This window comes from Pseudomonas sp. JQ36 (assembly GCF_053851495.1).
Window position 1 is genome coordinate 6051884 of the sequence record NZ_CM132642.1, and the last position, 23908, is coordinate 6075791.

Below are 23908 nucleotides of genomic sequence, written 5' to 3' on the forward strand. Positions count from 1 at the left end.
CGAGCAAGCCCGCTCCCACAGAGGATGCGCATCAGGCCATGTCAAGTGAATCGCCTTAACAGCCGCCAGACGGGCTGCCGTGACAGCCTGATTACGTTATACTCGCCGGCTTTCAAAAGTTCGCCAACGAGTGCTGCCCGTCATGGAAATCAACCCGATCCTGAACACCATCAAGGACCTGTCCGAGCGCTCCGAAACTATTCGGGGGTATCTTTGACTACGATCAAAAGCATGAGCGTCTGACTGAAGTCAATCGCGAGCTTGAAGATCCGAGTGTCTGGAACAAACCTGAATACGCCCAGGAACTGGGCCGCGAGCGCTCGGCGCTGGCGCAGATCGTCGACACCCTCGACGAACTGAACGCCGGTCTGGCCGATTGCCGCGACCTGCTGGACATGGCCGTCGAAGAAAACGACGAAGGCGCAGTGGGCGATGTCATCGCCGAGCTGGCCCGTCTCGAGGAAAACCTCGCCAAGCTTGAATTCCGCCGCATGTTCAGCCACGAGATGGACCCGAACAACGCCTACCTGGACATCCAGGCCGGCTCCGGCGGCACCGAGGCACAGGACTGGGCCAACATCCTGCTGCGCATGTACCTGCGCTGGGCCGACAAACGCGGTTTCGACGCGACCATCATGGAATTGTCGGCCGGTGAAGTCGCCGGTATCAAAGGCGCGACCGTACACATCAAGGGCGAATACGCCTTTGGCTGGTTGCGTACCGAGATCGGCGTGCACCGTCTGGTGCGCAAGAGCCCGTTCGACTCCGGCAACCGTCGCCACACCTCGTTCTCTGCGGTTTTCGTCTCGCCAGAGATCGACGACAAGGTCGAAATCGAAATCAACCCGGCAGACCTGCGGATCGACACCTATCGTTCCTCCGGTGCCGGTGGTCAGCACGTAAACACCACCGACTCGGCCGTACGTATCACCCACGTACCGACCAACACCGTGGTCAGCTGCCAGAACGAGCGTTCCCAGCACGCCAACAAGGACACCGCCATGAAAATGCTGCGGGCCAAGTTGTACGAGCAGGAAATGCAGAAGCGCAACGCCGCTTCCCAGGCGCTGGAAGACACCAAGTCGGACATCGGCTGGGGTCACCAGATCCGTTCGTACGTGCTCGACGCGTCGCGGATCAAAGACCTGCGCACCAACATCGAACGCAGCGACTGCGACAAGGTGCTCGACGGCGACATCGACGAATACCTGGAAGCCAGCCTGAAATCGGGGCTGTAAAAGACGCACACAGGATCGCCGATGCAACGCGATCCCTGTAGGAGCCAGCCCTGCTGGCGATTCCCGGGCCGTCAGGCCCGGGGGCAACGAACCTGATGGAATATCTGAAGACATGAGCGACCAACAACTCGACCCGCAAGCCCTGCAACAGGAAGAAAACTCCCTGATCGCCCTGCGCAAGGAAAAGCTGGCTGCCGAGCGCGCCAAGGGCAACGCCTTCCCGAACGACTTCCGTCGCGAAAACTACTGCGAAGATCTGCAGAAGAAATACGCGGACAAGACCAAGGAAGAGCTGGCCGAGGCTGCAATCCCGGTCAAGGTTGCCGGTCGCATCATGCTCAACCGTGGCTCGTTCATGGTGATCCAGGACATGACCGGTCGCATCCAGGTCTACGTCAACCGTAAAACCCTGTCCGAAGACACCCTGGCCGCCGTCAAGACCTGGGACATGGGCGACATCATTGCCGCCGAAGGCACCCTGGCGCGTTCCGGCAAGGGCGACCTGTACGTCGAAATGACCAACGTGCGCCTGCTGACCAAGTCGCTGCGCCCGCTGCCGGACAAGCACCACGGCCTGACCGACACCGAACAGCGCTACCGTCAGCGTTACGTTGACCTGATCGTCAACGAAGACGTGCGTCAGACCTTCCGTGTACGTTCGCAAGTGATAGCGCACATCCGCAGCTTCCTGATGAAGCGCGACTTCCTCGAAGTCGAAACGCCGATGCTGCAGACCATTCCTGGCGGCGCTGCGGCCAAGCCGTTCGAAACCCACCACAACGCGCTGGACATGGAAATGTTCCTGCGTATCGCGCCTGAGCTGTATCTGAAGCGTCTGGTAGTTGGCGGTTTCGAGAAAGTGTTCGAGATCAACCGCAACTTCCGTAACGAAGGCGTTTCGACCCGTCACAACCCTGAATTCACCATGTTGGAGTTCTACCAGGCTTACGCCGACTACGAAGACAACATGGACCTGACCGAAGAACTGTTCCGTGAACTGGCACAGCTGGTGCTGGGCAGCACCGACGTGCCGTACGGCGACAAGGTGTTCCATTTCGGCGAGCCGTTCGTGCGTCTGTCGGTGTTCGACTCGATCCTCAAGTACAACCCTGAGCTGACTGCCGATGATCTGAATGACATCGACAAGGCCCGTGCCATCGCCAAGAAAGCCGGCGCCAAGGTGCTGGGCTTCGAGGGTCTGGGCAAGCTGCAGGTGATGATTTTCGAAGAGCTGGTCGAGCACAAGCTGGAGCAGCCGCACTTCATCACCCAGTACCCGTTCGAAGTGTCGCCGCTGGCCCGTCGTAATGACGAGAACCCGAACGTCACCGACCGTTTCGAGCTGTTCATCGGCGGCCGTGAAATCGCCAACGCCTACTCCGAGTTGAACGACGCGGAAGACCAGGCCGAGCGCTTCATGGCGCAGGTGGCCGACAAGGACGCCGGCGACGATGAAGCCATGCACTACGACGCCGACTTCGTGCGTGCGCTGGAGTACGGCATGCCGCCAACGGCCGGTGAAGGTATCGGCATCGACCGTCTGGTGATGTTGCTGACCAACTCGCCGTCGATCCGCGATGTGATCCTGTTCCCGCACATGCGACCGCAAGCGTAAACGTTTCAGTTAAAAAGCCGCCTAAAACAGGCGGCTTTTTATTGCCTGTCTGGTACAAATGTATCAGTTGGTTAATTTTGCAATAGCAGAGGAAGTCCAGTCGTGATGGTTGCAATCGCTCAAGAAGGTGCAGCGGGTATCGCCACTGCGGTCGCTGAAAGTGTTCAGTACCAAGGCCGCAAGGCCAGCCGACAGGGCAGTGAGCAGCGTCGACAGGACATTCTCGACGCGGCGATGCGCATTGTCGTGCGTGACGGCGTGCGCGCCGTGCGCCACCGGGCCGTGGCGGCCGAGGCCGGCGTGCCACTGTCGGCCACTACTTATTACTTCAAGGATATCGATGACCTGCTCACCGATACCTTCGCCCAATACGTCGAGCGCAGCGCGGCCTACATGGCCAAGCTGTGGATCAACAACGAAGGCCTGCTGCGCGAGATGGTCGTGAGTGGCGACGGCAGCCCCGAGTCGCGCTCGCAACTGGCGGACGACATCGCGCGGCTGATGGCTGACTATGTGCACCGGCAACTGGTTAACCGTCGCGAACATCTGATGGCTGAGCAGGCGTTCCGCCAGGAAGCGCTGCTCAACCCGCGTCTGGCGGATCTGGTGCGCTCGCATCAGCAGATTCTGCTGCAGGGCACCTGCCAGTTGTTTCAGGTATTGGGCTCGCGTGAACCGCAGCAGGATGCCAAGGTGTTGACGGCGATTATCGGACGGATGGAATATCAGGGCCTGCTCAACGACGCCGAGCCATTGGCCGAAGAGGACATGCTCGGGATTCTGACGCGGTATATGCATCTGGTCCTGGCCTCGGTCTGACAGCTGATGGAGGTCCCCTGTGGGAGCGGGCTTGCTCGCGAATGCGGTATCACATTCAACGCTTCAGTTGACTGACCCACCGCCTTCGCGAGCAAGCCCGCTCCCACAAGGGACTGAGCCGATCATCAGGGCGACGCGTGTTCATAGGGAGTATTGAATGAAAGCCTGGCGTGGCGTGCTGATCGCCTTGTCGTTCCTGCTGCTCAGCGGTTGTCTGGTGACTTTCAAGGATCCGCTGCCTGCCAGTGAGCCGGCGCCCAAGGGCCTGCTGGGCACGTGGGCGAGCACCAATGCCTGGGGCGAGCCGATGAACCTGGAGCTGACCCGCATCGGCACCAATCGCTATCAGGCCGTTACCTGGTTCAAGGCCCGACCCCACGAGCGCGAGGCGCACCCGTTCACTGTGTCGCGCCATGGCAGCCGCTGGTACCTGTCGGCGAAAGTGCCGGCGCGTTACGGGGGGCAATACACCATTGCCGGGTTCGAACTCACCGACAAACACGAGCTGGTGGTGTACAACCTCGACCTCGAACAGATCAATCAGGCGATCAAACAGCAAACCCTCGACGGCAAGGCTTTCCAGACCGAGGACGACGGTGACGGCGTGCAGGTCGACAGTCGCCTCGACAAGGTCTTTGCTTACCTCGACGATCCGGCCAATTCCGATGTATTCGTCGAGGCCGCGCGCTATCAGCGCCAGGCCCGCGCCAAATAATTCAGTTTTCTACAGGAGTTTCGGGTGGACGATTACCAGCAGACGATACGCACGCTGTCCGATCGCATTGTGCTGGCACAGACGCCGATTCGCGTGCTCGATGCGGTGAAGTGGGACGAGAACATCCGCAAGGGCTTTCTCAAAGCCAAGGGCAAGGAAATGCCGGCGGTGGATCGTGATTACTACCTCAATCGGCCGCTATCTTTCGATTCGAGCAAGGTCAAACTGGAATTCCAGAACATCGAGCGCGACATCACCCGCCAGCTCGGCCAGTTCAACCCGGTCGGGCAGATCATGCGGCGCATGTGCAAGGAATACCGCATGGTGGTGCGCATGCTCGAAGCGCGCGGCACCGAGGATTTCGGCCTGATTTCGCAAGAGCTGTACGGCGCCGCCTCCGATGCGTTCCACGCTGGTGACCCGACCCTGGCCGACCTTGGCCTGATGATGTCCGACTACCTGAACAACATCGATGGCCGTGGCGACCTCAAGGACGAGCCGAAGATCCTCACCGCCAAGGATGCCGTGCACCTGCTGCAAACCCGGTTGAACAAGGTGTTTGGCGAGGCCGAGGAAACCATCCGCGTGTTCGAGTCCGACGGCATCGTCGCTGACGCGGCGGCGGGCGCCGACTACATCAAGATCCGCACCGACGCGCTGTTCAACGACCGCGATGTGCGCGCACTGGAAGTCCACGAAGGTCTGGTGCACGTCGGCACCACGCTCAATGGCTTGAACCAGCCGATCTGCACCTTCCTGTCCAAGGGCCCACCGTCGTCGACGGTGACTCAGGAAGGCCTGGCGATCCTGATGGAAATCATCACCTTCGCCTCCTACCCAAGCCGTCTGCGCAAACTGACCAACCGCACCCGTGCCATTCACATGGTCGAGGAGGGCGCGGACTTTTTGCAGGTGTTCGAGTTCTTCCGTGAGCAGGGTTTTGAAATGGCCGAAAGCTACGGCAACGCCAGCCGGGTGTTCCGTGGTTCGACCCCGACCGGTCTGCCATTCACCAAAGACTTGTCCTACCTCAAGGGCTTTATCATGGTTTACAACTACATTCAGTTGGCCGTGCGTAAAGGCAAGCTCGAGCAGGTGCCGCTGCTGTTCTGCGGCAAGACCACGCTGGAAGACATGCGCACCCTGCGTCAACTGGTCGATGAAGGTCTGGTGGTGCCGCCGAAATATCTGCCGGAACAGTTCCGCGACATGAACGCGCTGTCGGCGTGGATGTGCTTCTCCAACTTCCTCAATCACTTGAGCCTGGACCGGATCGAGGCGGATTACTCAAACATCCTCTAATCCACACACAAATCCCTTGTAGGAGTGAGCCTGCTCGCGATAGCGGTGTGTCAATCAACATAAATATCGACTGACACACCGCTATCGCGAGCAGGCTCACTCCTACAGTTTTTGACGGTATTCCAACCCGAATTCTGCGAGGTTTCACCGGATGAGAATCCTCGGCATCCTTTGCCTGCTCCTGACCCTCAGTGGTTGCAGTTCGCTGCTGTTTTACCCCGAACCGGGCCAGATCTTCACCCCGGAAAAAGCCAAGCTCGAATACCGCACCGTGACACTGGTCACGGCGGATGGCCTCAAGCTCAATGCCTGGTGGCTGCCGGCCAAACCCGGGGTCGAGGTCAAAGGCACAGTGCTGCACCTGCACGGCAACGGCGGCAATCTGCCGATGCACCTCGGCGGCAGTTGGTGGTTACCGAAAAACGGCTATCAAGTGCTGTTGGTGGACTATCGCGGGTACGGCTTGTCCGAGGGCGAACCGAGCCTGCCGGCGATCTATCAGGACATCGACGCCGCGTTCGCCTGGCTCGACAAGGCCCCAGAGGTCAAAGGCAAGCCGCTGATCCTGCTCGGCCAGAGCCTCGGCGGCTCGATGGCCGTGCATTGGCTGGTGCAGCACCCCGAGCGGCAGAAACAGCTAAAGGCCTTGGTGCTCGACGGTGTGCCCGCCAGTTACCGCAGTGTCGGCCAGTACGCCCTCAGCACCTCGTGGCTGACCTGGCCGTTGCAGGTGCCGCTGTCGTGGCTGGTGCCGGACAGTGACAGCGCGATCAACTCGATGCCGCAGCTTAACGGCGTGCCGAAACTGATCTTTCACAGCATCGACGACCCGCTGGTGCCGATGTCCAACGCCATCCGCCTGTATCAGGCTGCGCCGCCACCGCGCGTGCTGCAGCTGACCCGCGGCGGCCACGTGCAGACCTTCGGTGATCCGGTCTGGCGCCAGGTAATGCTGCGCTATCTGGAAGATCCCGAACACTTCAACGGCCTGCGCCGTCTCGGCGAGATCCCGAATTATCCGCAACCTCCGAATTCTGAAGATGAGAGTCCGCAATGACTGAAGAACGTAACGCCATCCCGCTGATCATCACCGGTATCTGCAGCATCCTCGGCACGGTCGGGGCGCTGTGGTACTACGGCTACCTGCACTTCGCCAAACCCGAGGATGCGCTGCTGCTCAACGAATTCACCATGCTCAAGACCGTGCCGGGCGAAGACTACAAAGTCTCGCTCACCCCGGCGCCGCAGGTGGCGCAGTGCATCGACGGCGTGCTGGTGCTGTTCGACACCGAACAGAAAGGCCTGACCGGGGTGCTGATCAATGCGCAGAAAAAAGCCGTGCGCTGCATGGGCCAGGAAACGCCGCAGAAACTCGAGCAATAATTCGATCCATTGTAGGAGTGAGCCTGCTCGCGATAGCTGTCTGACATTCAATATATATGTTGGCTGACACACCGCTATCGCGAGCAGGCTCACTCCTACAGGGTTTTGTGTTCGTGTATGAAAAAGCCCCGCCTGATCACTCAGGCGGGGCTTTTGCGTTAACGCGTGTTGCTTAGTTCGAGCTGACCGCCGAACGTGGCATCACTGGCTGGTTGTCGTTGGAAATGGTCACTTCCACACGACGGTTCATCGCACGACCGGAAACGCTGCTGTTATCGGCAACCGGGTATTCCTTGCCATAACCCTGAACCACGATGCGCGAAGGATCTACGCCCATCTTGATCAGTGCGACTTGTACCGAGGTCGCACGACGCTCGGACAGCGACTGGTTGTACGAAGCCGCGCCGGTGCTGTCGGTGTAACCCTCGACGATCACTTTGCGATCAGGGTTTTCCTGAAGGAATTGCGCCAGTTTGTTGATGTTCACCAGACCGCTGGATTTCAGGTCAGCCTTGTTGGTGGCGAACAGTACGTCACCGAAGGTCACCAGGGTGCCGCGATCGGTCTGCTTGGCGTTCAGGCTCTGCTGCAGTTGTTTGATCTGCTGATCACGAGCGTCCAGACGCGCCTGGGCACGTTGCGCGGCAGCGTTCTTCAGGTTGTTCTCAGCGGTGCGCAGGGCGATGGTCTGCTTGGCCACTTCCACGCGCTGGTTGGTCAGGTAGGCCAGTTGGTCAACCTTGGCCGCGTCTTGCTTGTCCAGATAAGCCTTGTCGGCCTTGTCCAGGTAATCGCTGGCGTCCTTGGTTTCCAGGGCAGCGACTTTGCTCGCCTGTGGGTTGGCCTGCAGGCCGGCGTAGTTGGTGCGCGCCTGTTCCAGGTTAGGGTTAGGCGGGGTGGAGCAGGCAGCCAGGGCAACGCTTGCGGCCAGAAGAGCGGGGATCATCAGTTGCTTACGCATAATTTGTCGTCCTTTCTATCGATAAAAGTTTCAGCTTTGCGATTCGGGATGCGCGCTTACTGCACGGTGCGCTGACTTTCCTGACGCAGTTCCTGAACACCTTTCTGGGAATCCTTCACAGCCTGTTCGGCCTTGGCAGCCTGAGCCTTGCGTTCTGCTACGCGAGCGTCCCATTCGGCTTGCTCGGCGAGGGTACGAGCCTCTTCATACTTCTTGTCGTGCATGGCGATTTCGGCTTGCTTGAGCTTGTCCTGAGCCTGCTTCATTTCCACTGCAGCGAACTCGGTACCACCGGCGCTGACGGCGCTGTTGACGGCCGATTGAGTCACAGCGTACTGCTCGGTCGGCGGGTTACCGGCGCAACCGGCCAGAACGAAGCTGGAACCGATAGCCAGAGCAGCCAGTTTCAGACCGCGCAGGTGGGAGAACGAGGTTTGGGTCTTCATGGTCTTCAACTCCATTGTTTAACTCCTGATAAAACCGAAAATCCATCCTGGTCGAGGAGCCGCAAGCGTCATGTGAAAGCGCGTTTTTGAAACGCTCGTTCCAGGCGTGGTTACAGGTTCCGACCGGAGGCGTTTTTCAAAAGTTCAGAAAAGATGGCCTATCGCCAAATTTTTTTTTGACCAAATCGACAAGGCTCTAAGCCGGGAACTTTGGAGGCGGGGAGAGGTACGCGCGAGTAAAAAATGTACGATTTTTGAAATTGAACACGATCAATGTGGGAGCGGGCTTGCTCGCGAATGCGGTGAATCAGTCGCTATCAATGTCGGCTGAAATACCGCATTCGCGAGCAAGCTCACTCCTACAGTTTGATCTTTGTTGTGTCAGTGCTTTTGCTTGCCGGCAGCGGCGGACAAATCCTGCAGATGCCGCCGGGACAGCGCCAGAAACCGTGGCGTCGGCCCGACGTCCTCATACAGCGGATCACCTTCTTCATCGGTGGCTACCACCGTCGACCCTTTCACATACGGCAGGCTCGCCTCGAACTCTTCAAGCGCGGCGCCAATCAGTTCGCCAAGCAATTCTTCCGGGTGGCGTTTGGGGTACATCTCGGCAATCGCCGCCAGTCGCGCAGCGGCCTCGACGTCCAGATGAATCGTGTAGCCGGTGTCGGTCAGGCGACCCTTGGCGTTTTCTTCCCAATGCTGGGCGAGTTCACGAATTTTCATGATGACCTCATTTCGCGCCTGCTCGTGGCAGGCCTGGGTGAGTGTCCGGCGGGGCCGGCGGCAAGCCGTTGTGCGGCTTGCTATTGAGACTAGCTCCAAGCCCCAAGGTTTAAAGTCCCTTCGTCGTCTGCTTGTAAGAAGCGCCGTAGAGCGGCACTCTCTGGGCAAAGCATTCGTTTCTGCGCCGTCCCGATTAACGCTGGAGAACTGCTGATGACCGATATTGATGCACGCTTGCGCGAGGACGTTCACCTGCTCGGTGAGCTGTTGGGCAATACCATCCGTGACCAGTACGGCGAGGAATTTCTCGACAAGATCGAGCAGATTCGCAAGGGCGCCAAGGCCGACCGCCGTGGCTCGATGGACGCCGAACTGAGCGCCAGCCTCAACCAGTTGAGCGAGGACGAACTGCTGCCGGTGGCGCGGGCGTTCAACCAGTTTCTCAACCTGGCAAACATCGCCGAGCAGTATCAGCTGATTCATCGCCGTGAAGAGTCGCAACCGGCGCCGTTCGAGTCCCGCGTGCTCCCGGAACTGCTTGCCCGCCTGCGCAACGAAGGCCACAGCGCGGAATCGCTGGCGCGGCAACTGGCGCGCCTGGAAATCGAACTGGTGCTGACCGCACACCCGACCGAGGTGGCGCGGCGCACGTTGATCCAGAAGTACGACGCGATCGCCGCGCAACTGGCCGCGCAGGATCATCGCGACCTGACCAGCGCCGAGCGCGAACAGATCCAGAACACCCTGCAGCGGCTGATCGCCGAAGCCTGGCACACCGAAGAAATCCGCCGCACCCGGCCGACCCCGGTCGACGAAGCGAAATGGGGTTTTGCGGTGATCGAGCATTCGCTGTGGCAGGCGATTCCCAACCATATGCGCAAGGCCGACAAGGCGCTGTATGAAGCGACGGGCCTGCGCTTGCCACTGGAAGCGGCGCCGATTCGCTTTGCTTCGTGGATGGGCGGCGACCGTGACGGCAACCCCAACGTCACTGCGGCAGTGACCCGCGAAGTGCTGTTGCTGGCGCGCTGGATGGCTGCCGATCTGTACCTGCGCGATGTCGATCACCTGGCCGCCGAGCTGTCGATGCAGCAGGCCAGCGATGCGCTCAAGGCCAAGGCCGGTGACAGCGCCGAGCCTTATCGGGCGGTGCTCAAGCAATTGCGCGAACGCCTGCGCGCCACGCGTAACTGGGCCCATGCGTCGCTGACTGCGACCACGCCGGCACCGGTCGACGTGTTGCACAACAACCGCGATCTGCTCGATCCGCTGGAGCTGTGTTTCAACTCACTGCACGAGTGCGGCATGGGCGTGATTGCTGACGGGCCGTTGCTCGATTGCCTGCGTCGGGCAGTGACCTTCGGCCTGTTCCTGGTGCGCCTCGATGTGCGCCAGGATTCGACGCGGCACAGCTCGGCGATGACCGAAATCACCGATTACCTCGGCCTCGGTCGCTACGAAGACTGGGACGAAGAACAGCGCATCAGCTTCCTCACCCGCGAATTGAGCAATCGCCGGCCACTGCTGCCGGCGCATTTCAAACCGTCCGCCGACACTGCTGAAGTGCTCGCCACTTGCAAGGAAATCGCTGCCGCACCGGGCGCCTCGCTGGGCTCTTACGTGATCTCGATGGCGGGTGCCGCCTCCGACGTGCTGGCGGTGCAACTGCTGCTGAAAGAGTCCGGTGTGCTGCGGCCGATGCGTGTGGTGCCGCTGTTCGAAACCCTTGCCGACCTCGACAACGCCGGGCCGGTGATGGAGCGTCTATTGCTGCTGCCGGGCTACCGCGCGAGGCTGCAAGGCCCGCAGGAAGTGATGATCGGTTATTCCGACTCGGCCAAGGACGCCGGCACCACCGCTGCGGCCTGGGCACAATATCGCGCGCAAGAGCGGCTGGTGGAGATCTGCCGCGAGCAGCAAGTCGAACTGCTGTTGTTCCACGGTCGCGGTGGCACCGTGGGCCGAGGCGGCGGTCCGGCGCACGCGGCGATCCTGTCGCAGCCGCCGGGGTCGGTAGCGGGGCGTTTCCGCACCACCGAGCAGGGCGAAATGATTCGATTCAAATTCGGCCTGCCGGACATCGCCGAGCAGAACCTCAATCTGTATCTGGCTGCCGTGCTCGAAGCGACGCTGTTGCCACCCCCGCCGCCAACGCCGGAATGGCGGCACCTGATGGATGAACTGGCCGCCGACGGCGTCGCTGCGTATCGCGCCGTGGTGAGGGAGAATCCGCAGTTCGTCGAGTACTTCCGCCAGTCCACACCGGAGCAGGAACTGGGACGCTTGCCCCTCGGCAGCCGTCCGGCCAAGCGCCGTGCCGGTGGGATCGAGAGCCTGCGGGCGATTCCGTGGATTTTCGGCTGGACCCAGACTCGTCTGATGCTGCCGGCCTGGCTCGGCTGGGAAACCGCGTTGAGCAAGGCGCTGGAGCGCGGCGAGGGCGAGTTGCTCGGGCAGATGCGCGAACAGTGGCCGTTCTTCCGCACCCGTATCGACATGCTGGAAATGGTCCTGGCCAAGGCCGACGCCGACATCGCGCTGTCTTACGATCAGCGGCTGGTCGAGCCGGACCTGCTGCCGTTGGGCGCGCAGTTACGCGACCTATTGTCGCAGGCGTGCGCGGTAGTGCTCGGCCTGACCGGTCAGTCGCAACTGCTGGCACATAGCCCCGACACCCTGGAATTCATCCGTCTGCGCAACACTTACCTCGACCCGCTTCATCTATTGCAGGCCGAGCTGCTGGCCCGTTCACGGCAACAGAATGTCGAGCAGGGCAGCCCGGTGGAGCAGGCGCTGCTGGTGTCTGTGGCGGGGATTGCCGCCGGTTTGCGAAATACCGGCTAAGGTTTTTGCGGTGGTATCAGGCGCCCGGTGCACAGGCCGGGTGCTGCTTTGTACACAGGCACAAAGTGCGGGCAGGCGACAGTTAATGATGGGGTTGCGACTTGGGTTACCGCGTCGCAAGGTCGCGGCAGGCGCCGGTTTCTCCGACTTTTGGCGTCTTGTGTGGGCGCAGCCTGCTGTGTATCTTGATCAGCCTTTGGCCGTTTGTGCGGCCACGACCCGTTTTTTAAGATTGGCCCAAAGAGGCGAATCCCGTTGTTTTCTATATAAAAAATTGAGGAGCACATCGATGCGCGTCATTCTGCTGGGAGCTCCCGGGGCCGGTAAAGGTACTCAGGCTAAGTTCATCACCGAGAAATTCGGCATTCCGCAAATCTCCACCGGCGACATGCTGCGTGCTGCGGTCAAGGCCGGCACTCCGCTGGGCGTGCAAGCCAAGAGCATCATGGATGCCGGCGGCCTGGTGTCGGATGACCTGATCATCGCGCTGGTCAAAGATCGTATCGCTCAGCCTGACTGCGCCAACGGCTTCCTGTTCGACGGCTTCCCGCGCACCATTCCGCAGGCGGAAGCACTGGTTACCGCCGGCGTCGAGCTGGACGCTGTAGTTGAAATCGCTGTTGAAGACGAAGAAATCGTTCAACGCATCGCCGGTCGTCGTGTTCACGAAGCCAGCGGCCGCGTTTACCACATCGTCTACAACCCGCCGAAAATCGCTGGCAAAGACGACATCACTGGCGAAGAGCTGGTGCAGCGCAAGGACGACACCGAAGAAACCGTGCGTCATCGCCTGTCGGTCTACCATTCGCAGACCAAGCCGCTGGTGGAGTTCTATCAGAGCCTGTCCGCCAAAAACGCTGGCAAGCCAAAGTACAGCCACATTCCGGGCGTTGGTTCGGTTGAAGCGATCACCGCCAAGGTGCTTGAAGCGCTGAGCTGAAAAAGCTGATTGGCTGCATCATCCACGGCCCGCTTGCGGGCCGTAGTTGTTTATACTGACGCACTTTTTCCCTCACCTGTTTTGGATACATCGATGAGCACCTTGCTGGCCCTGGACACCGCGACCGAAGCTTGCTCCGTTGCCTTGCTGCATGACGGCAAGGTCACGAGTCATTACGAGGTGATCCCGCGTCTGCACGCGCAGAAACTGCTGCCGATGATCCAGCAACTGCTGGCCGATGCCGGCACCACGCTGCAAGCGGTGGATGCGATCGCGTTCGGTCGCGGGCCGGGTGCGTTTACCGGGGTGCGGATTGCGATTGGCGTGGTGCAGGGGCTGGCGTTTGCCCTTGATCGGCCGGTGCTGCCGGTGTCGAACCTGGCGGTGCTGGCGCAGCGTGCCCTGCGCGAGCATGGCGTGAGCCAGGTCGCCGCCGCCATCGATGCGCGTATGGACGAAGTGTATTGGGGCTGCTATCGCGAGACGGCGGGGGAGATGCGTCTGCTCGGTGCCGAAGCGGTGCTGCCGCCGGAAGTCGCGGCGCTGCCGGCCGATGCCAGCGGTGAGTGGTTCGGTGCCGGTACCGGTTGGGGTTACGGTGAGCGGATCGCGGTCAAACCGAGCGGTTCCGATGCCGGCATGCTGCCTCACGCCGAAGATCTGCTGACCCTGGCGCGGTTTGCCTGGGAACGCGGCGAGTCGATCCCGGCAGACGATGCACAACCGGTTTACCTGCGCGACAAAGTCGCCACCCCGAAGGCTCGCTGATTCACCACAAAACCTGTGGGAGCGGGCTTGCTCGCGAAGAGACCATGTCAGTCTCTATCCAAGTGCCTGACACACCGCTTTCGCGAGCAAGCCCGCTCCCACAGGTTCGGTGTTCACTTAAAGTCACTGCCAATCGTCAGTTTCCAACTCCCCGTTTTAAACCTTTTGCGCTTTATGTGTTCTAGTTATCACTCGGCAGTTTGCTAAGTCGGTCAGGTGCCGCTAAATTGCCATCATCGATACCGAGCATGAAATTATGCGTATAGACGGCCTTTCCTCTCAGTCCTACCCGATCAAGCGCAAGCCTCGCAAAGGCAATGTGGCGCTGGATGAGTCCGTCGACGATATCGACGGCGAGCTGGAATTCCCGACTGAAGAGCAACTGGCCGCCCGCGCTGCCAAAGCCTCCGCACAACGCCTGGCCAATCTGCCTGCCCGTCAGCAAGACATGATTTATCACCGCGCCATGAGCAAAAGCGTAGCGATGGCCCTGGCTAGCTACCTGAGCACCGCCGGTTTTGTCGATTGGGATGCGGATGTGCTGGGCCTCGATCTGTACATCTGATGGATCTGCCTTACTACCTCGGTTGTCCGTCCTGGAGCGAAAACGCCTGGCGCGAGTATCTGTACCCCGAAGACGCCAAGACCTCCGACTTCCTCGCTCTCTACTCCCAAGTGTTCAACGCCGTCGAAGGCAACACGACCTTCTACGCCAGCCCCTCGCCGGCCACCGTGCAGCGTTGGGCCGAGACCATGCCCGAACACTTTCGCTTCACCGCCAAGTTTCCCGGCGACATCAGCCACAGCGGTGACCTGCGCGATCAACTGACTGCCGCTGAAACTTTCGTAAATCTTCTCGGCCCACTCGGTGAGCGTGTCTCGCCGCTGTGGCTGCAACTGTCGAAAAGCTTCACCCCGCATCGATTGCCGGAGCTGACCGCGTTCATCGATGCGCTGGACCGGCCACTGGCGGTGGAAGTGCGTCACGAGCAGTTCTTCGCCAAGGGCGAGAGCGAACGCCTGCTCAATCGCCTGCTGCTCGACCGTGGCGTGGAGCGCATCTGCCTCGATCCACGGGCGCTGTTCAGTTGCCTGTCGACCGAGTCTTCGGTGATCCACGCGCAATCGAAAAAGCCCCGGGTGCCAACCCGTCCGGCGGCGTTCACCCAATTTCCGCAGGTGCGCTTCATCGGCCACCCGGAGCTGGAAGCCAACGATCCGTTTTTGGTGCCGTGGGTGGCGAAAATCGCCGAGTGGATCGAAGAGGGCCGCACGCCGTACATCTTCCTGCACACCGCCGACAACGTCATGGCGGCGAAGCTGGCGCAACGTTTTCACGCACAATTGATGCAACGTTTGCCTGGCCTGCCATCCTTGCCTGAGCTATACAGAGAACCCGCCGCCGAGCAACTTGGTCTGCTCTGAGGCGGTTTTTCATGCCTGCCCAGGAGCCTGCCGATGGACGCCCACGCCCATAACCAACAAGCCCGCAAAGCCCAGGCCTTCAAGGCCCTGCACGAGCGTCCGGGGATTTTCGTGATTCCCAATCCGTGGGATGCCGGCTCGGCTAAGATGCTCGCCAGTCTGGGCTATCAGGCATTGGCGACCACTAGTGCTGGTTATGCGTTTTCCCAAGGCAAGGCTGACGGCGCCCTGAGTCTCGATGACACCCTGGCCAACGTCCGGGCGATTGTCGCGGCCACGGATTTGCCGGTGGCGGTGGATCTGGAAAACGGTTTCGCCGATGACCCCGCCGAGTGCGCGAAAAGCCTGTTGCGCGCCGCCGAGGCCGGCGCGGTGGGTGGTTCGATCGAAGACGCCACGGGCCGCGCCGACGCACCGATCTACTGCTTCGAACACGCCGTCGCACGTATCGAAGCCGCCGTCGCTGCGGTGCGCACGCTGCCATTTCCCTTCACCTTGACCGCCCGCGCGGAAAACTATCTGCATGGCAATCCCGATCTCAACGACACCATCCGCCGCCTGCAAGCCTTTGCCGAGGCGGGCGCCGACGTGTTGTATGCGCCGGGTTTGCGCAGCGCCGAAGAGGTGCTGGCGGTGGTGCGCGCGGTGGCACCCAAACCGGTCAATGTGCTGATGTCCGGCGGTTTGAAACTGACCGTGCAGGAGTTGGAAGAAATGGGTGTGCGGCGAATCAGTACCGGGTCGGCATTGGCGCTGGCGGCATTTGGCGAGTTCTTCCGCGCGGCTGAAGAGATCCAGCAGCGCGGGACGTTCGGCTTTACGTCGCAGTCGATGCCGTACGCCAAGGCCAATCAGTTTTTCAAAGGCTGAGTATGAGTCGCTGGATCGCGCTGTCGGTACTGTTGATGATCGCTGGCGCCGTGGTCGGCGTCTGGCGTGGCTGGCTCGACGTGCCGGCCGAGTGGAACCCGTGGGCGCCGCTGGACGTGAAGGCCACGCCGAACTGGCTGACCGGTTTCAAACTGATGCGCCTGCGCGGCAATCCCGAATTATGCGCACAAGTCCTGAGCAACTCGGGTCTGCGCGTCACCGCGCAAGCCGACAGCCCCGACGCCAAATGCCCGCTGATCGGCACCGTGCGCGTGCAGGGCGCAGAGGTGGCGCTGAGCAGCAGCTTCCTCGCCAGTTGCCCGCTGGCGGTGGCTTACGCGATGTTTGAACGGCATAGCCTGCAACCCGCCGCGCAATCTGTTTACGGGCAGAGTGTGGCGCGGCTTGATCACCTCGGCAGCTTTGCCTGTCGCAATGTCTATAACCGCGAGAGCGGGGCGCTCAGTCGGCATGCCAGTGCCGATGCGCTGGACATCAGCGGTTTTCGGCTGGCCGACGGGCGCAGCATCAGCGTGCTCAAAGACTGGCCGAAACAGAATCAGGACGCGCAGTTTCTACGTCAGGTGCGCGATGGCGCCTGTGAGGCTTTCAGTGTGGTGTTGAGTCCGGATTACAACGCCGCCCACCGCAATCACTTTCATGTCGATGTCGGGCGCTGGAGCGTGTGTCGCTGAGGGATCAGGCGGCGAGGCGCAGGTTCTGCAAGACGATCGGGCGCGCCCAGCCGTTATCGAAGTCCAGCGCCTTCTGCTGCTCGACGATTTCTTCCGGCGGGAACGGCGGATAAGGTTTTTGCAGCAGGTCGAGGTCGAATTCGGCAATCGGCAGGTACAGCGGCTTCTTCTGCGGCGCCGGGCCAGGCTCTGGCACCGGCTGACCATTGTTGATCACGATCGGACGTACCCAGCTGCTGTCGAAATCCTGCTGCTCTTGCTGAGCCTTGAGTTCTTCTGGCGGGAACGGTGGGAACGGCTTGTCCAGCAGATCGGTTTCGAACTCGGCGATCGGCAGGAACAGCGGCTCCGGCGGACGCACTTCGGTCTCGACCACGTCGCACTGACGCTGCTCGACGATGTGCGCGTGCAACTCGCTGCCCAGGGTCGGTTCTTCCGGGCTGTTCAGGTCAACCGGTGGAAAGGTGCCACAGGCCGGCACCACATCACTCGTTTGTTCGGCCATCGCCTGGGCAAAGAAATCCTGCCACAGGTGACTGACGCCGCCCAATGCTTGAGTGTTATGACGGCTGAAGTCGCCCTTGGGCGAAATGTAGCCAATCGATGTGGGAAGAATGCCTGACATTTTTTTCGGTTGACGCTCAGCTCTGGCAAAATGCGCGTTGATTGGTTTATCGGCCACTTTTTGCCGATCCTTAACTTTTTTGAGCGTGTTTTCATGATTGAGCAACCCGCGGCCTGCCGCATCCATGTTCAGGCCCTCGGCCCGACGTTTGAAGCGCAAGCCGATCAGTGGGCCGAGCGTCTGGGCCTGCCGCTGCAGGTGGACGACGGCGAGTTCGCCTTGCAGGTGGGCGAGCAGGGTTTGCAGCTGCAACAGCTCGGCCCGGATGCGCCGGGGCCGGTGCGGGTGGACTTTGTCGAGGGGGGCGCGGCGCATAGGCGTCTGTACGGCGGCGGCAGCGGGCAGATGATCGCCAAGGCGGTCGGCATCGCTCAAGGCGTGCGCCCACGGGTGCTGGACGCCACGGCGGGGTTGGGCAAGGATGCGTTCGTGCTGGCCAGTCTGGGCTGCGAGATGAGCCTGATCGAGCGTCAGCCGTTGATCGGCGCGTTGCTGGAGGATGGTCTGGCGCGGGCGGCGGAAGATTTCGACGTGGCGCCGATTGTCGCGCGGATGAAGTTGCTCAAGGGCAACTCGATCGAGGTCATGCGCAATTGGGAGGGCGAGCCACCGCAGGTGATCTACCTCGACCCGATGTTCCCGCACCGCGAGAAAACCGCGCTGGTGAAGAAGGAAATGCGCCTGTTCCGGCCGCTGGTCGGGGATGATCCGGATGCGCCGGCACTGCTCGAAGCGGCGCTGGCCCTGGCGACACACCGGGTGGTGGTCAAGCGCCCGCGCAAGGCACCGTGCATCGAGGGGCCGAAGCCGAGCCATGCGCTGGATGGCAAATCCAGTCGGTATGACATTTACCCGAAGAAAGCGTTGAAACCCTGAGACCGAGTTGTCTCTTTCGCGAGCAAGCCCGCTCCCACATTGGAATGCATTTCAAATGTGGGAGCGAGCTTGCTCGCGAAGGCGTCCGCAAAAACACCGCAAAATCAGGGCCGATACGCCCGCATGAACAACCCCACCACTTCCTGCACATGACTCTCTGCAGCTTCTTCGCTCAGCGGCTCTCCGCAGCAATACAACAAGCGAAAATTCCCCGCGCCCTTGATCAGGCAGAAGAAATGCTCGGCCGCATTACGCGGCAGGTCGATGCTCAGCGCACCGGTCTCGTCGATGCGTTTCAGCAGCCGCTCCATGCCTTGCACCATGCGCTCGGGGCCGGCCTCGAAGAAGATCTGCGACAGCTTCGGATCCTGCGTGCCCAGTGCCATCATCAAACGGTGCAGATTCACCGACTCGTCGCTGTTGATCAGCTGATGAAAGCCTCGGGCAATGTTCAGCAACACATTTTCCACGGGGATTCCGGCGGGCAATTCGAAGAACAGCGGCGGTAGTTGCTCCTCGCATTTGGCCATCACCGCCGAGGAGAACAGCGTCTCCTTGTCGTTGAAGTGGCTGTAAACCGTCAGTTTCGACACGCCTGCCTCGGCGGCGACCGCGTCCATGCTGGTGTTGGCGTAGCCGTGACTCAGAAACAGGGTTTTCGCCGCGTCGAGGATCGCCCGGCGCTTGGCCGGATCCTTCGGACGGCCCGGGCCGTTTGGAGCTGCAAGATTGTTCGACATTCTTCGCTTTTAATACTGGACTGGTGAGTTTGCTATTAATACCATACCGACCAGTATAAATATTCCAAGCACCATTAGCGAAAGGTCCGTCACCATGTTCCGCCATGCGTTGTCGTTTGCCGTGCCAGTCAGCCTGGCTGTTTTATTGTCCGCATGCGGTCAGGAAGAGGCGACGCAAGTCAGCATTCGACCGGCCATGGTGGTGCAGCCAGAGCCTTCGGCGCAGGCAATGGAAAGTTATCCGGGCGAAGTTCGCGCCCGTTACGAACCGGATCTGGCATTCCGCATTGGCGGCAAAGTCAGCCGACGACTGGTCGAGGAAGGCCAGCGCGTCAAGGCTGATCAGCCCCTGGCCGAGCTCGATCCGCAGGACGTGCGCCTGCAACTGGAAGCCACCCGCGCACAGGTCGCCGCCGCCGAAGCCAACCTGAATCTGGTGCGCGCCGAGCGTGACCGTTACAAGACCCTGATGGAGCGGCAGATGGTCAGCCGTTCCGCCTATGACAACGCGGAAAACCTCTACCGCTCCGGCGAAGCGCGCCTCAGGCAGATCAAGGCCGAGTTCAACGTCTCGACCAACCAGGCGAGTTACGCCGTGCTGCGCGCGCCGCAGGACGGCGTGGTGGCCAAGCGTTCGGTGGAAGTCGGACAAGTGGTTGCCGCCGGGCAAACCGTGTTCACCCTCGCCACTGATGGCGAGCGCGAAGTGTCGATCAGCCTGCCGGAGCAGAGCTTCGGGCGGTTCAAGGTCGGCCAGCCAGTGACCGTTGAACTGTGGACCCAGCAGAACCAGCGCTTCGCCGGGCAGATTCGTGAGCTGTCGCCGGCAGCCGACCCGAAATCCCGTACCTTCGCCGCGCGCATCTCGTTCACCAGCGGCAAAGTTCCGGCTGAGCTCGGCCAGAGCGCCCGGGTGTTTGTGCAATCGGCCGATGCCGTGCCGCTGTCGGTGCCGCTTTCGGCTCTGACTGCCGAGAACGGCGCGACCTACGTCTGGGTCGTCAACGCCAACAACACCCTGAAAAGGACCCCGGTGCGCATCGGCCCGTTCGGCGAGAAAAGCGTGCCGGTACTCGAAGGCCTGAATGCCAGCGACTGGGTGGTGGCCGCCGGTGTTCACGTATTGCTCGAAGGCCAGCAGGTGCGTCCAGTGGATCGCTCCAACCGTGTGGTCAATCTGGCGGACAAGGAGTAAGTCCCGATGCGCTTCAACCTTTCCGAATGGGCGCTGCGTAATCGCCAGATCGTACTGTTTCTGATGCTTTTGCTGGCCATCGTCGGCGCCTTGTCCTACACCAAACTCGGCCAGAGCGAAGACCCGCCGTTCACCTTCAAGGCCATGGTCATCCAGACCCGCTGGCCGGGGGCGACCGCGCAGGAAGTCTCGCGCCAGGTCACCGAACGCATCGAAAAGAAACTGATGGAAACCGGCGAGTACGAGCGCATCGTGTCGTTCTCCCGCCCGGGCGAGTCGCAGGTCACCTTCATTGCCCGCGACTCGATGCACTCCAAGGAAATTCCCGACCTGTGGTATCAGGTGCGCAAGAAGGTCAGCGACATTCGCCAGACCTTGCCGCCGGGGATTCAGGGGCCATTTTTCAACGATGAATTCGGTACTACCTTCGGCAATATCTACGCGCTGACCGGCGACGGTTTCGACTACGCGGTGCTCAAGGATTACGCCGACCGCATCCAGATCCAGCTGCAACGGGTCAAAGATGTCGGCAAGGTCGATCTGCTCGGTTTGCAGGACGAGAAGATCTGGGTCGAGCTGTCCAACGTCAAACTCGCCACCCTTGGCTTGCCACTGGCGGCGGTGCAGCAGGCACTGGAAGAGCAGAACGCAGTGTCCACCGCCGGCTTCTTCGAGACCGGCAGCGAGCGTGTGCAATTGCGGGTTTCAGGGAATTTCCAGACGGTCGAGGAGATCAAGAACTTCCCGATCCGCGTCGGTGATCGGACGTTCCGCATCTCCGATGTCGCCGATGTGCATCGCGGTTTCAACGACCCACCGGCGCCGCGCATGCGCTTCATGGGCGAAGACGCCATCGGACTAGCGGTGGCGATGAAGGACGGCGGCGATATTCTGGTGCTGGGCAAAGCGCTGGAAGGCGAGTTCTCGCGTTTGCAGAAAAACCTCCCGGCCGGCATGCAACTGCGCAAGGTGTCCGACCAACCGGCGGCGGTGAAAACCGGGGTCGGCGAGTTCGTCCAGGTGCTGGTCGAGGCGCTGGCGATCGTGTTGCTGGTGAGCTTCTTCTCCCTCGGCGTGCGCACCGGCATGGTCGTTGCGCTGACCATTCCGCTGGTGCTGGCGATGACCTTCGCCTGCATGTATTACCTCGGGATCGGCCTGCACAAGATCTCCCTCGGCGCGCTGGTGCTGGCGCTGGGCTTGCTGGTGGACGACGCGATCATCGCCGTGGAAATGATGGCGATCAAAATGGAGCAGGGCTTCGACCGCATCAAGGCTGCGAGCTACGCCTGGACCAGCACCGCGTTCCCGATGCTTACCGGTACGCTGATCACCGCCGCCGGCTTCCTGCCGATCGCCACCGCGCAGTCCGGCACCGGCGAATACACCCGTTCGATCTTTCAGGTGGTGACCATCGCGTTGCTCGCCTCATGGGTGGCAGCGGTGATGTTCGTGCCGTATCTGGGGGAAAAACTCCTGCCGGATCTGGCAAAGATTCATGCGGCCAAACACGGCACGACCGACGGCCAGGCCGACCCGTATGGCACGCCGTTCTATCAACGGGTGCGACGTCTGGTGGAGTGGTGCGTGGCGCACCGCAAGACCGTCATCGTGCTGACGGTGGGGCTGTTTATTGCGTCGGTGATGCTGTTCCGGTTCGTGCCTCAGCAGTTCTTCCCGGCCTCCAATCGACTGGAGTTGATGGTCGACCTGAAACTGGCCGAAGGTGCGTCGCTGGCCAACACCACGGCCGAGGTCAAACGCCTGGAAGCGCTGCTCAAGGATCACGCCGGCATCGATAACTATGTGGCGTATGTCGGCACCGGTTCGCCGCGTTTCTACCTGCCGCTGGATCAACAACTGCCGGCGGCGAGCTTCGCCCAGTTTGTGGTATTGGCGAAAAACATCGAAGAGCGCGAGACCCTGCGCACCTGGTTGATCGAGACCCTTAACGAGCAATTCCCGTCCATGCGCTCGCGGGTCACGCGTCTGGAAAACGGTCCGCCGGTTGGCTATCCGGTGCAATTCCGCGTCACCGGTGAACACATCGAGGAAGTCCGCGCGCTGGCGCGCAAAGTGGCGGCCAAGGTGCGCGAGAACCCACACGTGGTCAATGTGCATCTGGATTGGGAAGAGCCGAGCAAAGTGGTGTACCTGAACATTGATCAGGATCGTGCGCGGGCGCTTGGTGTGAGCACGGCCAATCTGGCGAAATTCCTCCAGAGTTCGCTGACCGGTTCGAGTGTCAGCCAGTATCGCGAGGACAACGAGTTGATCGAGATTCTGCTGCGCGGCACGGTGCATGAGCGTACCGAGTTGTCGTTGCTGCCGAGTCTGGCGGTGCCGACCGATAACGGTCGCAGTGTGGCGTTGTCGCAGATTGCCACGCTGGAATACGGGTTTGAGGAAGGGGTCATCTGGCACCGTAATCGTCTGCCTACGGTGACGGTGCGTGCGGACATTTATGGCAAGGAGCAACCGGCGACCTTGGTCAGGCAGATCGAGCCGACGCTGGATCCGATCCGTGCCGAATTGCCTGACGGGTATCTGCTGGATGTTGGCGGGACGGTGGAGGATTCGGAGCGTGGGCAGAAGTCGGTGAATGCCGGGGTGCCGATGTTTATCGTGGTGGTGCTGACGTTGCTGATGGTGCAACTGCGCAGTTTCTCGCGCACGGCGATGGTGTTTTTGACGGCGCCGCTGGGGTTGATCGGGGTGGTGTTGTTTCTGATGGTGTTCCGCCAGCCGTTCGGGTTTGTGGCGATGCTGGGGACGATCGCGCTGTCGGGGATGATCATGCGTAACTCGGTGATTCTGGTGGATCAGATCGAGCAGGATATTGCCTCTGGTCTCAAGCCTTGGCAGGCGATTATCGAGGCGACGGTGCGGCGGTTTCGGCCTATTGTCTTGACGGCTTTGGCGGCGGTGCTGGCGATGATTCCTTTGTCGCGCAGTGTGTTTTTCGGGCCGATGGCGGTGGCGATCATGGGGGGGTTGATTGTGGCTACGGCTTTGACGCTTTTGTTTTTGCCTGCTTTGTATGCGGCCTGGTTCAGGGTTCGTCGCGACGCTTGATGGTTTTGGACGTGGCGGCCTTTGGGCCGACCATGTTCTTGGGTTTTGGGTGAATATCCGTTCCTTTGGGTGTTGCGGCTGGCGGTTTCGCCCTTACGGCGACTCCCTTTGGCAAACGCCCCAAAGGAAGCAAAGGTCTTGGCCCCGGCGTACGGCCCTCGCCTAGGCTCGGGTTCCTTCGTTGCGGGGTTCATCCGGGCGCATCGCCTCCGGTTTGCTTCGCTGCACCTCCTCTCGATGTGTTTGGCTGCGCCAAACGTCGCTGCGCTCCCACCCCCGGATAAACCCCTCCACTCAGCCTGCCGAAGGGGCCGGCACGGCAAGATCAAGAGCTGCAGCCGAGCTTGCGCTCATCCTGTTGAGTGGTGAAAAGCGTGCGGTCGGCTTTTGCTTTTCTGTAGGAGTGAGCCTGCTCGCGAAGGCGGCCTGACAGCCGACCAATCTCCAACTGCCTGCACCCAATCCAACTGTGGGAGCTGGCCTGCCAGCGAAGGCGGCCTGACAGCCGACCAATCTCCAACTGCCTGCACTCAATCCCACTGTGGGAGCTGGCCTGCCAGCGATGGCGGCCTGACAGCTGACCAATCTCCAACTGCCAGCACTCAATCCCACTGTGGGAGCTGGCCTGCCAGCGATGGCGGCCGACAGCC

General features: G+C 61.0%; 22 protein-coding genes. 17 read left to right on the forward strand and 5 right to left on the reverse strand.

Features of this window, described 5'->3' with window-relative positions:
- The first annotated feature begins 142 nt into the window (after positions 1-142).
- The 7 genes from prfB (at position 143) to ACS4NR_RS27290 (ending at position 7072) form a co-directional block, all read left to right on the forward strand.
- A protein-coding gene (gene prfB / locus ACS4NR_RS27260; protein ID WP_456018791.1) for a peptide chain release factor 2 occupies positions 143-1238 on the forward strand; the annotation gives its coding sequence in 2 pieces (ribosomal slippage) (positions 143-214 and positions 216-1238; 1095 coding nt in all).
- Positions 1239-1350: 112 nt separating this feature from the next.
- On the forward strand, positions 1351-2853 hold the full coding sequence (gene lysS / locus ACS4NR_RS27265) for a lysine--tRNA ligase (RefSeq protein ID WP_095138320.1): 1503 nt from the start codon (positions 1351-1353) through the stop codon (positions 2851-2853).
- Positions 2854-2958: 105 nt separating this feature from the next.
- The gene (locus ACS4NR_RS27270; RefSeq protein ID WP_095138321.1) at positions 2959-3672 is read left to right on the forward strand and encodes a TetR/AcrR family transcriptional regulator; all 714 of its coding nucleotides are present in this window, start codon (positions 2959-2961) and stop codon (positions 3670-3672) included.
- 157 nt (positions 3673-3829) lie between these two features.
- Positions 3830-4387: a hypothetical protein gene (locus tag ACS4NR_RS27275; RefSeq protein WP_115986528.1), complete on the forward strand. Its 558-nt coding sequence runs from the start codon at positions 3830-3832 to the stop codon at positions 4385-4387.
- Between the two features lie 24 nt (positions 4388-4411).
- A complete protein-coding gene (locus ACS4NR_RS27280; protein ID WP_003222055.1) occupies positions 4412-5689 on the forward strand; it encodes a flavohemoglobin expression-modulating QEGLA motif protein in 1278 nt (425 codons plus the stop codon).
- 151 nt (positions 5690-5840) lie between these two features.
- A complete protein-coding gene (locus tag ACS4NR_RS27285; RefSeq protein WP_456018792.1) occupies positions 5841-6746 on the forward strand; it encodes an alpha/beta hydrolase in 906 nt (301 codons plus the stop codon).
- Positions 6743-7072 carry a hypothetical protein gene (locus ACS4NR_RS27290; protein ID WP_456018793.1) on the forward strand — a complete coding sequence of 110 codons (330 nt, stop codon included), beginning with the start codon at positions 6743-6745 and terminating at the stop codon, positions 7070-7072. The genes ACS4NR_RS27285 and ACS4NR_RS27290 overlap by 4 nt, the downstream gene beginning before the upstream one ends.
- 172 nt (positions 7073-7244) lie before the next feature.
- Here ACS4NR_RS27290 and ACS4NR_RS27295 read toward each other — a convergent pair whose 3' ends face one another.
- From ACS4NR_RS27295 to ACS4NR_RS27305, 3 genes are all read right to left on the reverse strand, one after another.
- Complete coding sequence (locus ACS4NR_RS27295; protein WP_007964218.1) at positions 7245-8033, reverse strand: OmpA family protein; 789 nt, start codon at positions 8031-8033, stop codon at positions 7245-7247.
- A 56-nt stretch (positions 8034-8089) separates the two neighbouring features.
- Positions 8090-8494, reverse strand: coding sequence for a DUF4398 domain-containing protein (locus ACS4NR_RS27300; RefSeq protein WP_095138324.1), 405 nt, complete (start codon positions 8492-8494; stop codon positions 8090-8092).
- A gap of 366 nt (positions 8495-8860) precedes the next feature.
- Positions 8861-9205: a hypothetical protein gene (locus ACS4NR_RS27305; RefSeq protein ID WP_003222064.1), complete on the reverse strand. Its 345-nt coding sequence runs from the start codon at positions 9203-9205 to the stop codon at positions 8861-8863.
- A 213-nt stretch (positions 9206-9418) separates the two neighbouring features.
- Between ACS4NR_RS27305 and ppc the strand changes: the two genes are divergently transcribed.
- From ppc to ACS4NR_RS27340, 7 genes are all read left to right on the forward strand, one after another.
- A complete protein-coding gene (gene ppc / locus ACS4NR_RS27310; protein WP_456018794.1) occupies positions 9419-12049 on the forward strand; it encodes a phosphoenolpyruvate carboxylase in 2631 nt (876 codons plus the stop codon).
- A gap of 289 nt (positions 12050-12338) precedes the next feature.
- Positions 12339-12989, forward strand: coding sequence for an adenylate kinase (gene adk / locus ACS4NR_RS27315; RefSeq protein ID WP_095138326.1), 651 nt, complete (start codon positions 12339-12341; stop codon positions 12987-12989).
- A 93-nt stretch (positions 12990-13082) separates the two neighbouring features.
- Complete coding sequence (tsaB, locus tag ACS4NR_RS27320; protein ID WP_456018795.1) at positions 13083-13757, forward strand: tRNA (adenosine(37)-N6)-threonylcarbamoyltransferase complex dimerization subunit type 1 TsaB; 675 nt, start codon at positions 13083-13085, stop codon at positions 13755-13757.
- 256 nt (positions 13758-14013) lie between these two features.
- The gene (locus ACS4NR_RS27325) at positions 14014-14322 is read left to right on the forward strand and encodes a hypothetical protein (protein ID WP_003222071.1); all 309 of its coding nucleotides are present in this window, start codon (positions 14014-14016) and stop codon (positions 14320-14322) included.
- Positions 14322-15182 (forward strand): DUF72 domain-containing protein, encoded by an 861-nt coding sequence (locus ACS4NR_RS27330; RefSeq protein WP_456018796.1) that lies wholly within the window; start codon positions 14322-14324, stop codon positions 15180-15182. Before ACS4NR_RS27325 ends, ACS4NR_RS27330 begins: the two co-directional genes overlap by 1 nt.
- Positions 15183-15215: 33 nt before the next feature.
- Positions 15216-16052 (forward strand): isocitrate lyase/PEP mutase family protein, encoded by an 837-nt coding sequence (locus ACS4NR_RS27335; RefSeq protein ID WP_456018797.1) that lies wholly within the window; start codon positions 15216-15218, stop codon positions 16050-16052.
- Between the two features lie 2 nt (positions 16053-16054).
- Positions 16055-16747 (forward strand): extensin-like domain-containing protein, encoded by a 693-nt coding sequence (locus ACS4NR_RS27340; protein ID WP_456018798.1) that lies wholly within the window; start codon positions 16055-16057, stop codon positions 16745-16747.
- Between the two features lie 4 nt (positions 16748-16751).
- Here the strand turns inward: ACS4NR_RS27340 and ACS4NR_RS27345 are convergent, their stop codons facing one another.
- On the reverse strand, positions 16752-17372 hold the full coding sequence (locus ACS4NR_RS27345) for a hypothetical protein (protein ID WP_041063310.1): 621 nt from the start codon (positions 17370-17372) through the stop codon (positions 16752-16754).
- Between the two features lie 93 nt (positions 17373-17465).
- Here ACS4NR_RS27345 and ACS4NR_RS27350 point away from each other — a divergent pair, with 93 nt between their 5' ends.
- Positions 17466-18248 (forward strand): class I SAM-dependent methyltransferase, encoded by a 783-nt coding sequence (locus ACS4NR_RS27350; RefSeq protein ID WP_456018799.1) that lies wholly within the window; start codon positions 17466-17468, stop codon positions 18246-18248.
- Between the two features lie 104 nt (positions 18249-18352).
- On the opposite strand, the gene ACS4NR_RS27355 is transcribed toward ACS4NR_RS27350, so the two are convergent.
- Positions 18353-18988 (reverse strand): TetR/AcrR family transcriptional regulator, encoded by a 636-nt coding sequence (locus tag ACS4NR_RS27355; protein ID WP_095138332.1) that lies wholly within the window; start codon positions 18986-18988, stop codon positions 18353-18355.
- Positions 18989-19082: 94 nt separating this feature from the next.
- Here ACS4NR_RS27355 and ACS4NR_RS27360 point away from each other — a divergent pair, with 94 nt between their 5' ends.
- The gene (locus ACS4NR_RS27360; RefSeq protein WP_456018800.1) at positions 19083-20183 is read left to right on the forward strand and encodes an efflux RND transporter periplasmic adaptor subunit; all 1101 of its coding nucleotides are present in this window, start codon (positions 19083-19085) and stop codon (positions 20181-20183) included.
- Between the two features lie 6 nt (positions 20184-20189).
- Positions 20190-23258, forward strand: a complete 3069-nt coding sequence (locus tag ACS4NR_RS27365) for an efflux RND transporter permease subunit (RefSeq protein WP_456018801.1) — start codon at positions 20190-20192, stop codon at positions 23256-23258.
- Positions 23259-23908 lie beyond the last annotated feature (650 nt).

What these genes read in the sequence shown, in the direction of transcription:
- lysS (WP_095138320.1), top strand. Translation starts at nt 1,351, where the DNA reads ATGAGCGACCAACAACTCGACCCGCAAGCCCTGCAACAGGAAGAAAAC.
- ACS4NR_RS27270 (WP_095138321.1), top strand. Translation starts at nt 2,959, where the DNA reads ATGGTTGCAATCGCTCAAGAAGGTGCAGCGGGTATCGCCACTGCGGTC.
- ACS4NR_RS27275 (WP_115986528.1), top strand. Translation starts at nt 3,830, where the DNA reads ATGAAAGCCTGGCGTGGCGTGCTGATCGCCTTGTCGTTCCTGCTGCTC.
- ACS4NR_RS27285 (WP_456018792.1), top strand. Translation starts at nt 5,841, where the DNA reads ATGAGAATCCTCGGCATCCTTTGCCTGCTCCTGACCCTCAGTGGTTGC.
- ACS4NR_RS27290 (WP_456018793.1), top strand. Translation starts at nt 6,743, where the DNA reads ATGACTGAAGAACGTAACGCCATCCCGCTGATCATCACCGGTATCTGC.
- ACS4NR_RS27295 (WP_007964218.1), bottom strand. Translation starts at nt 8,033, where the DNA reads ATGCGTAAGCAACTGATGATCCCCGCTCTTCTGGCCGCAAGCGTTGCC.
- ACS4NR_RS27300 (WP_095138324.1), bottom strand. Translation starts at nt 8,494, where the DNA reads ATGGAGTTGAAGACCATGAAGACCCAAACCTCGTTCTCCCACCTGCGC.
- ACS4NR_RS27305 (WP_003222064.1), bottom strand. Translation starts at nt 9,205, where the DNA reads ATGAAAATTCGTGAACTCGCCCAGCATTGGGAAGAAAACGCCAAGGGT.
- ppc (WP_456018794.1), top strand. Translation starts at nt 9,419, where the DNA reads ATGACCGATATTGATGCACGCTTGCGCGAGGACGTTCACCTGCTCGGT.
- adk (WP_095138326.1), top strand. Translation starts at nt 12,339, where the DNA reads ATGCGCGTCATTCTGCTGGGAGCTCCCGGGGCCGGTAAAGGTACTCAG.
- tsaB (WP_456018795.1), top strand. Translation starts at nt 13,083, where the DNA reads ATGAGCACCTTGCTGGCCCTGGACACCGCGACCGAAGCTTGCTCCGTT.
- ACS4NR_RS27325 (WP_003222071.1), top strand. Translation starts at nt 14,014, where the DNA reads ATGCGTATAGACGGCCTTTCCTCTCAGTCCTACCCGATCAAGCGCAAG.
- ACS4NR_RS27330 (WP_456018796.1), top strand. Translation starts at nt 14,322, where the DNA reads ATGGATCTGCCTTACTACCTCGGTTGTCCGTCCTGGAGCGAAAACGCC.
- ACS4NR_RS27335 (WP_456018797.1), top strand. Translation starts at nt 15,216, where the DNA reads ATGGACGCCCACGCCCATAACCAACAAGCCCGCAAAGCCCAGGCCTTC.
- ACS4NR_RS27340 (WP_456018798.1), top strand. Translation starts at nt 16,055, where the DNA reads ATGAGTCGCTGGATCGCGCTGTCGGTACTGTTGATGATCGCTGGCGCC.
- ACS4NR_RS27345 (WP_041063310.1), bottom strand. Translation starts at nt 17,372, where the DNA reads ATGTCAGGCATTCTTCCCACATCGATTGGCTACATTTCGCCCAAGGGC.
- ACS4NR_RS27350 (WP_456018799.1), top strand. Translation starts at nt 17,466, where the DNA reads ATGATTGAGCAACCCGCGGCCTGCCGCATCCATGTTCAGGCCCTCGGC.
- ACS4NR_RS27355 (WP_095138332.1), bottom strand. Translation starts at nt 18,988, where the DNA reads ATGTCGAACAATCTTGCAGCTCCAAACGGCCCGGGCCGTCCGAAGGAT.
- ACS4NR_RS27360 (WP_456018800.1), top strand. Translation starts at nt 19,083, where the DNA reads ATGTTCCGCCATGCGTTGTCGTTTGCCGTGCCAGTCAGCCTGGCTGTT.
- ACS4NR_RS27365 (WP_456018801.1), top strand. Translation starts at nt 20,190, where the DNA reads ATGCGCTTCAACCTTTCCGAATGGGCGCTGCGTAATCGCCAGATCGTA.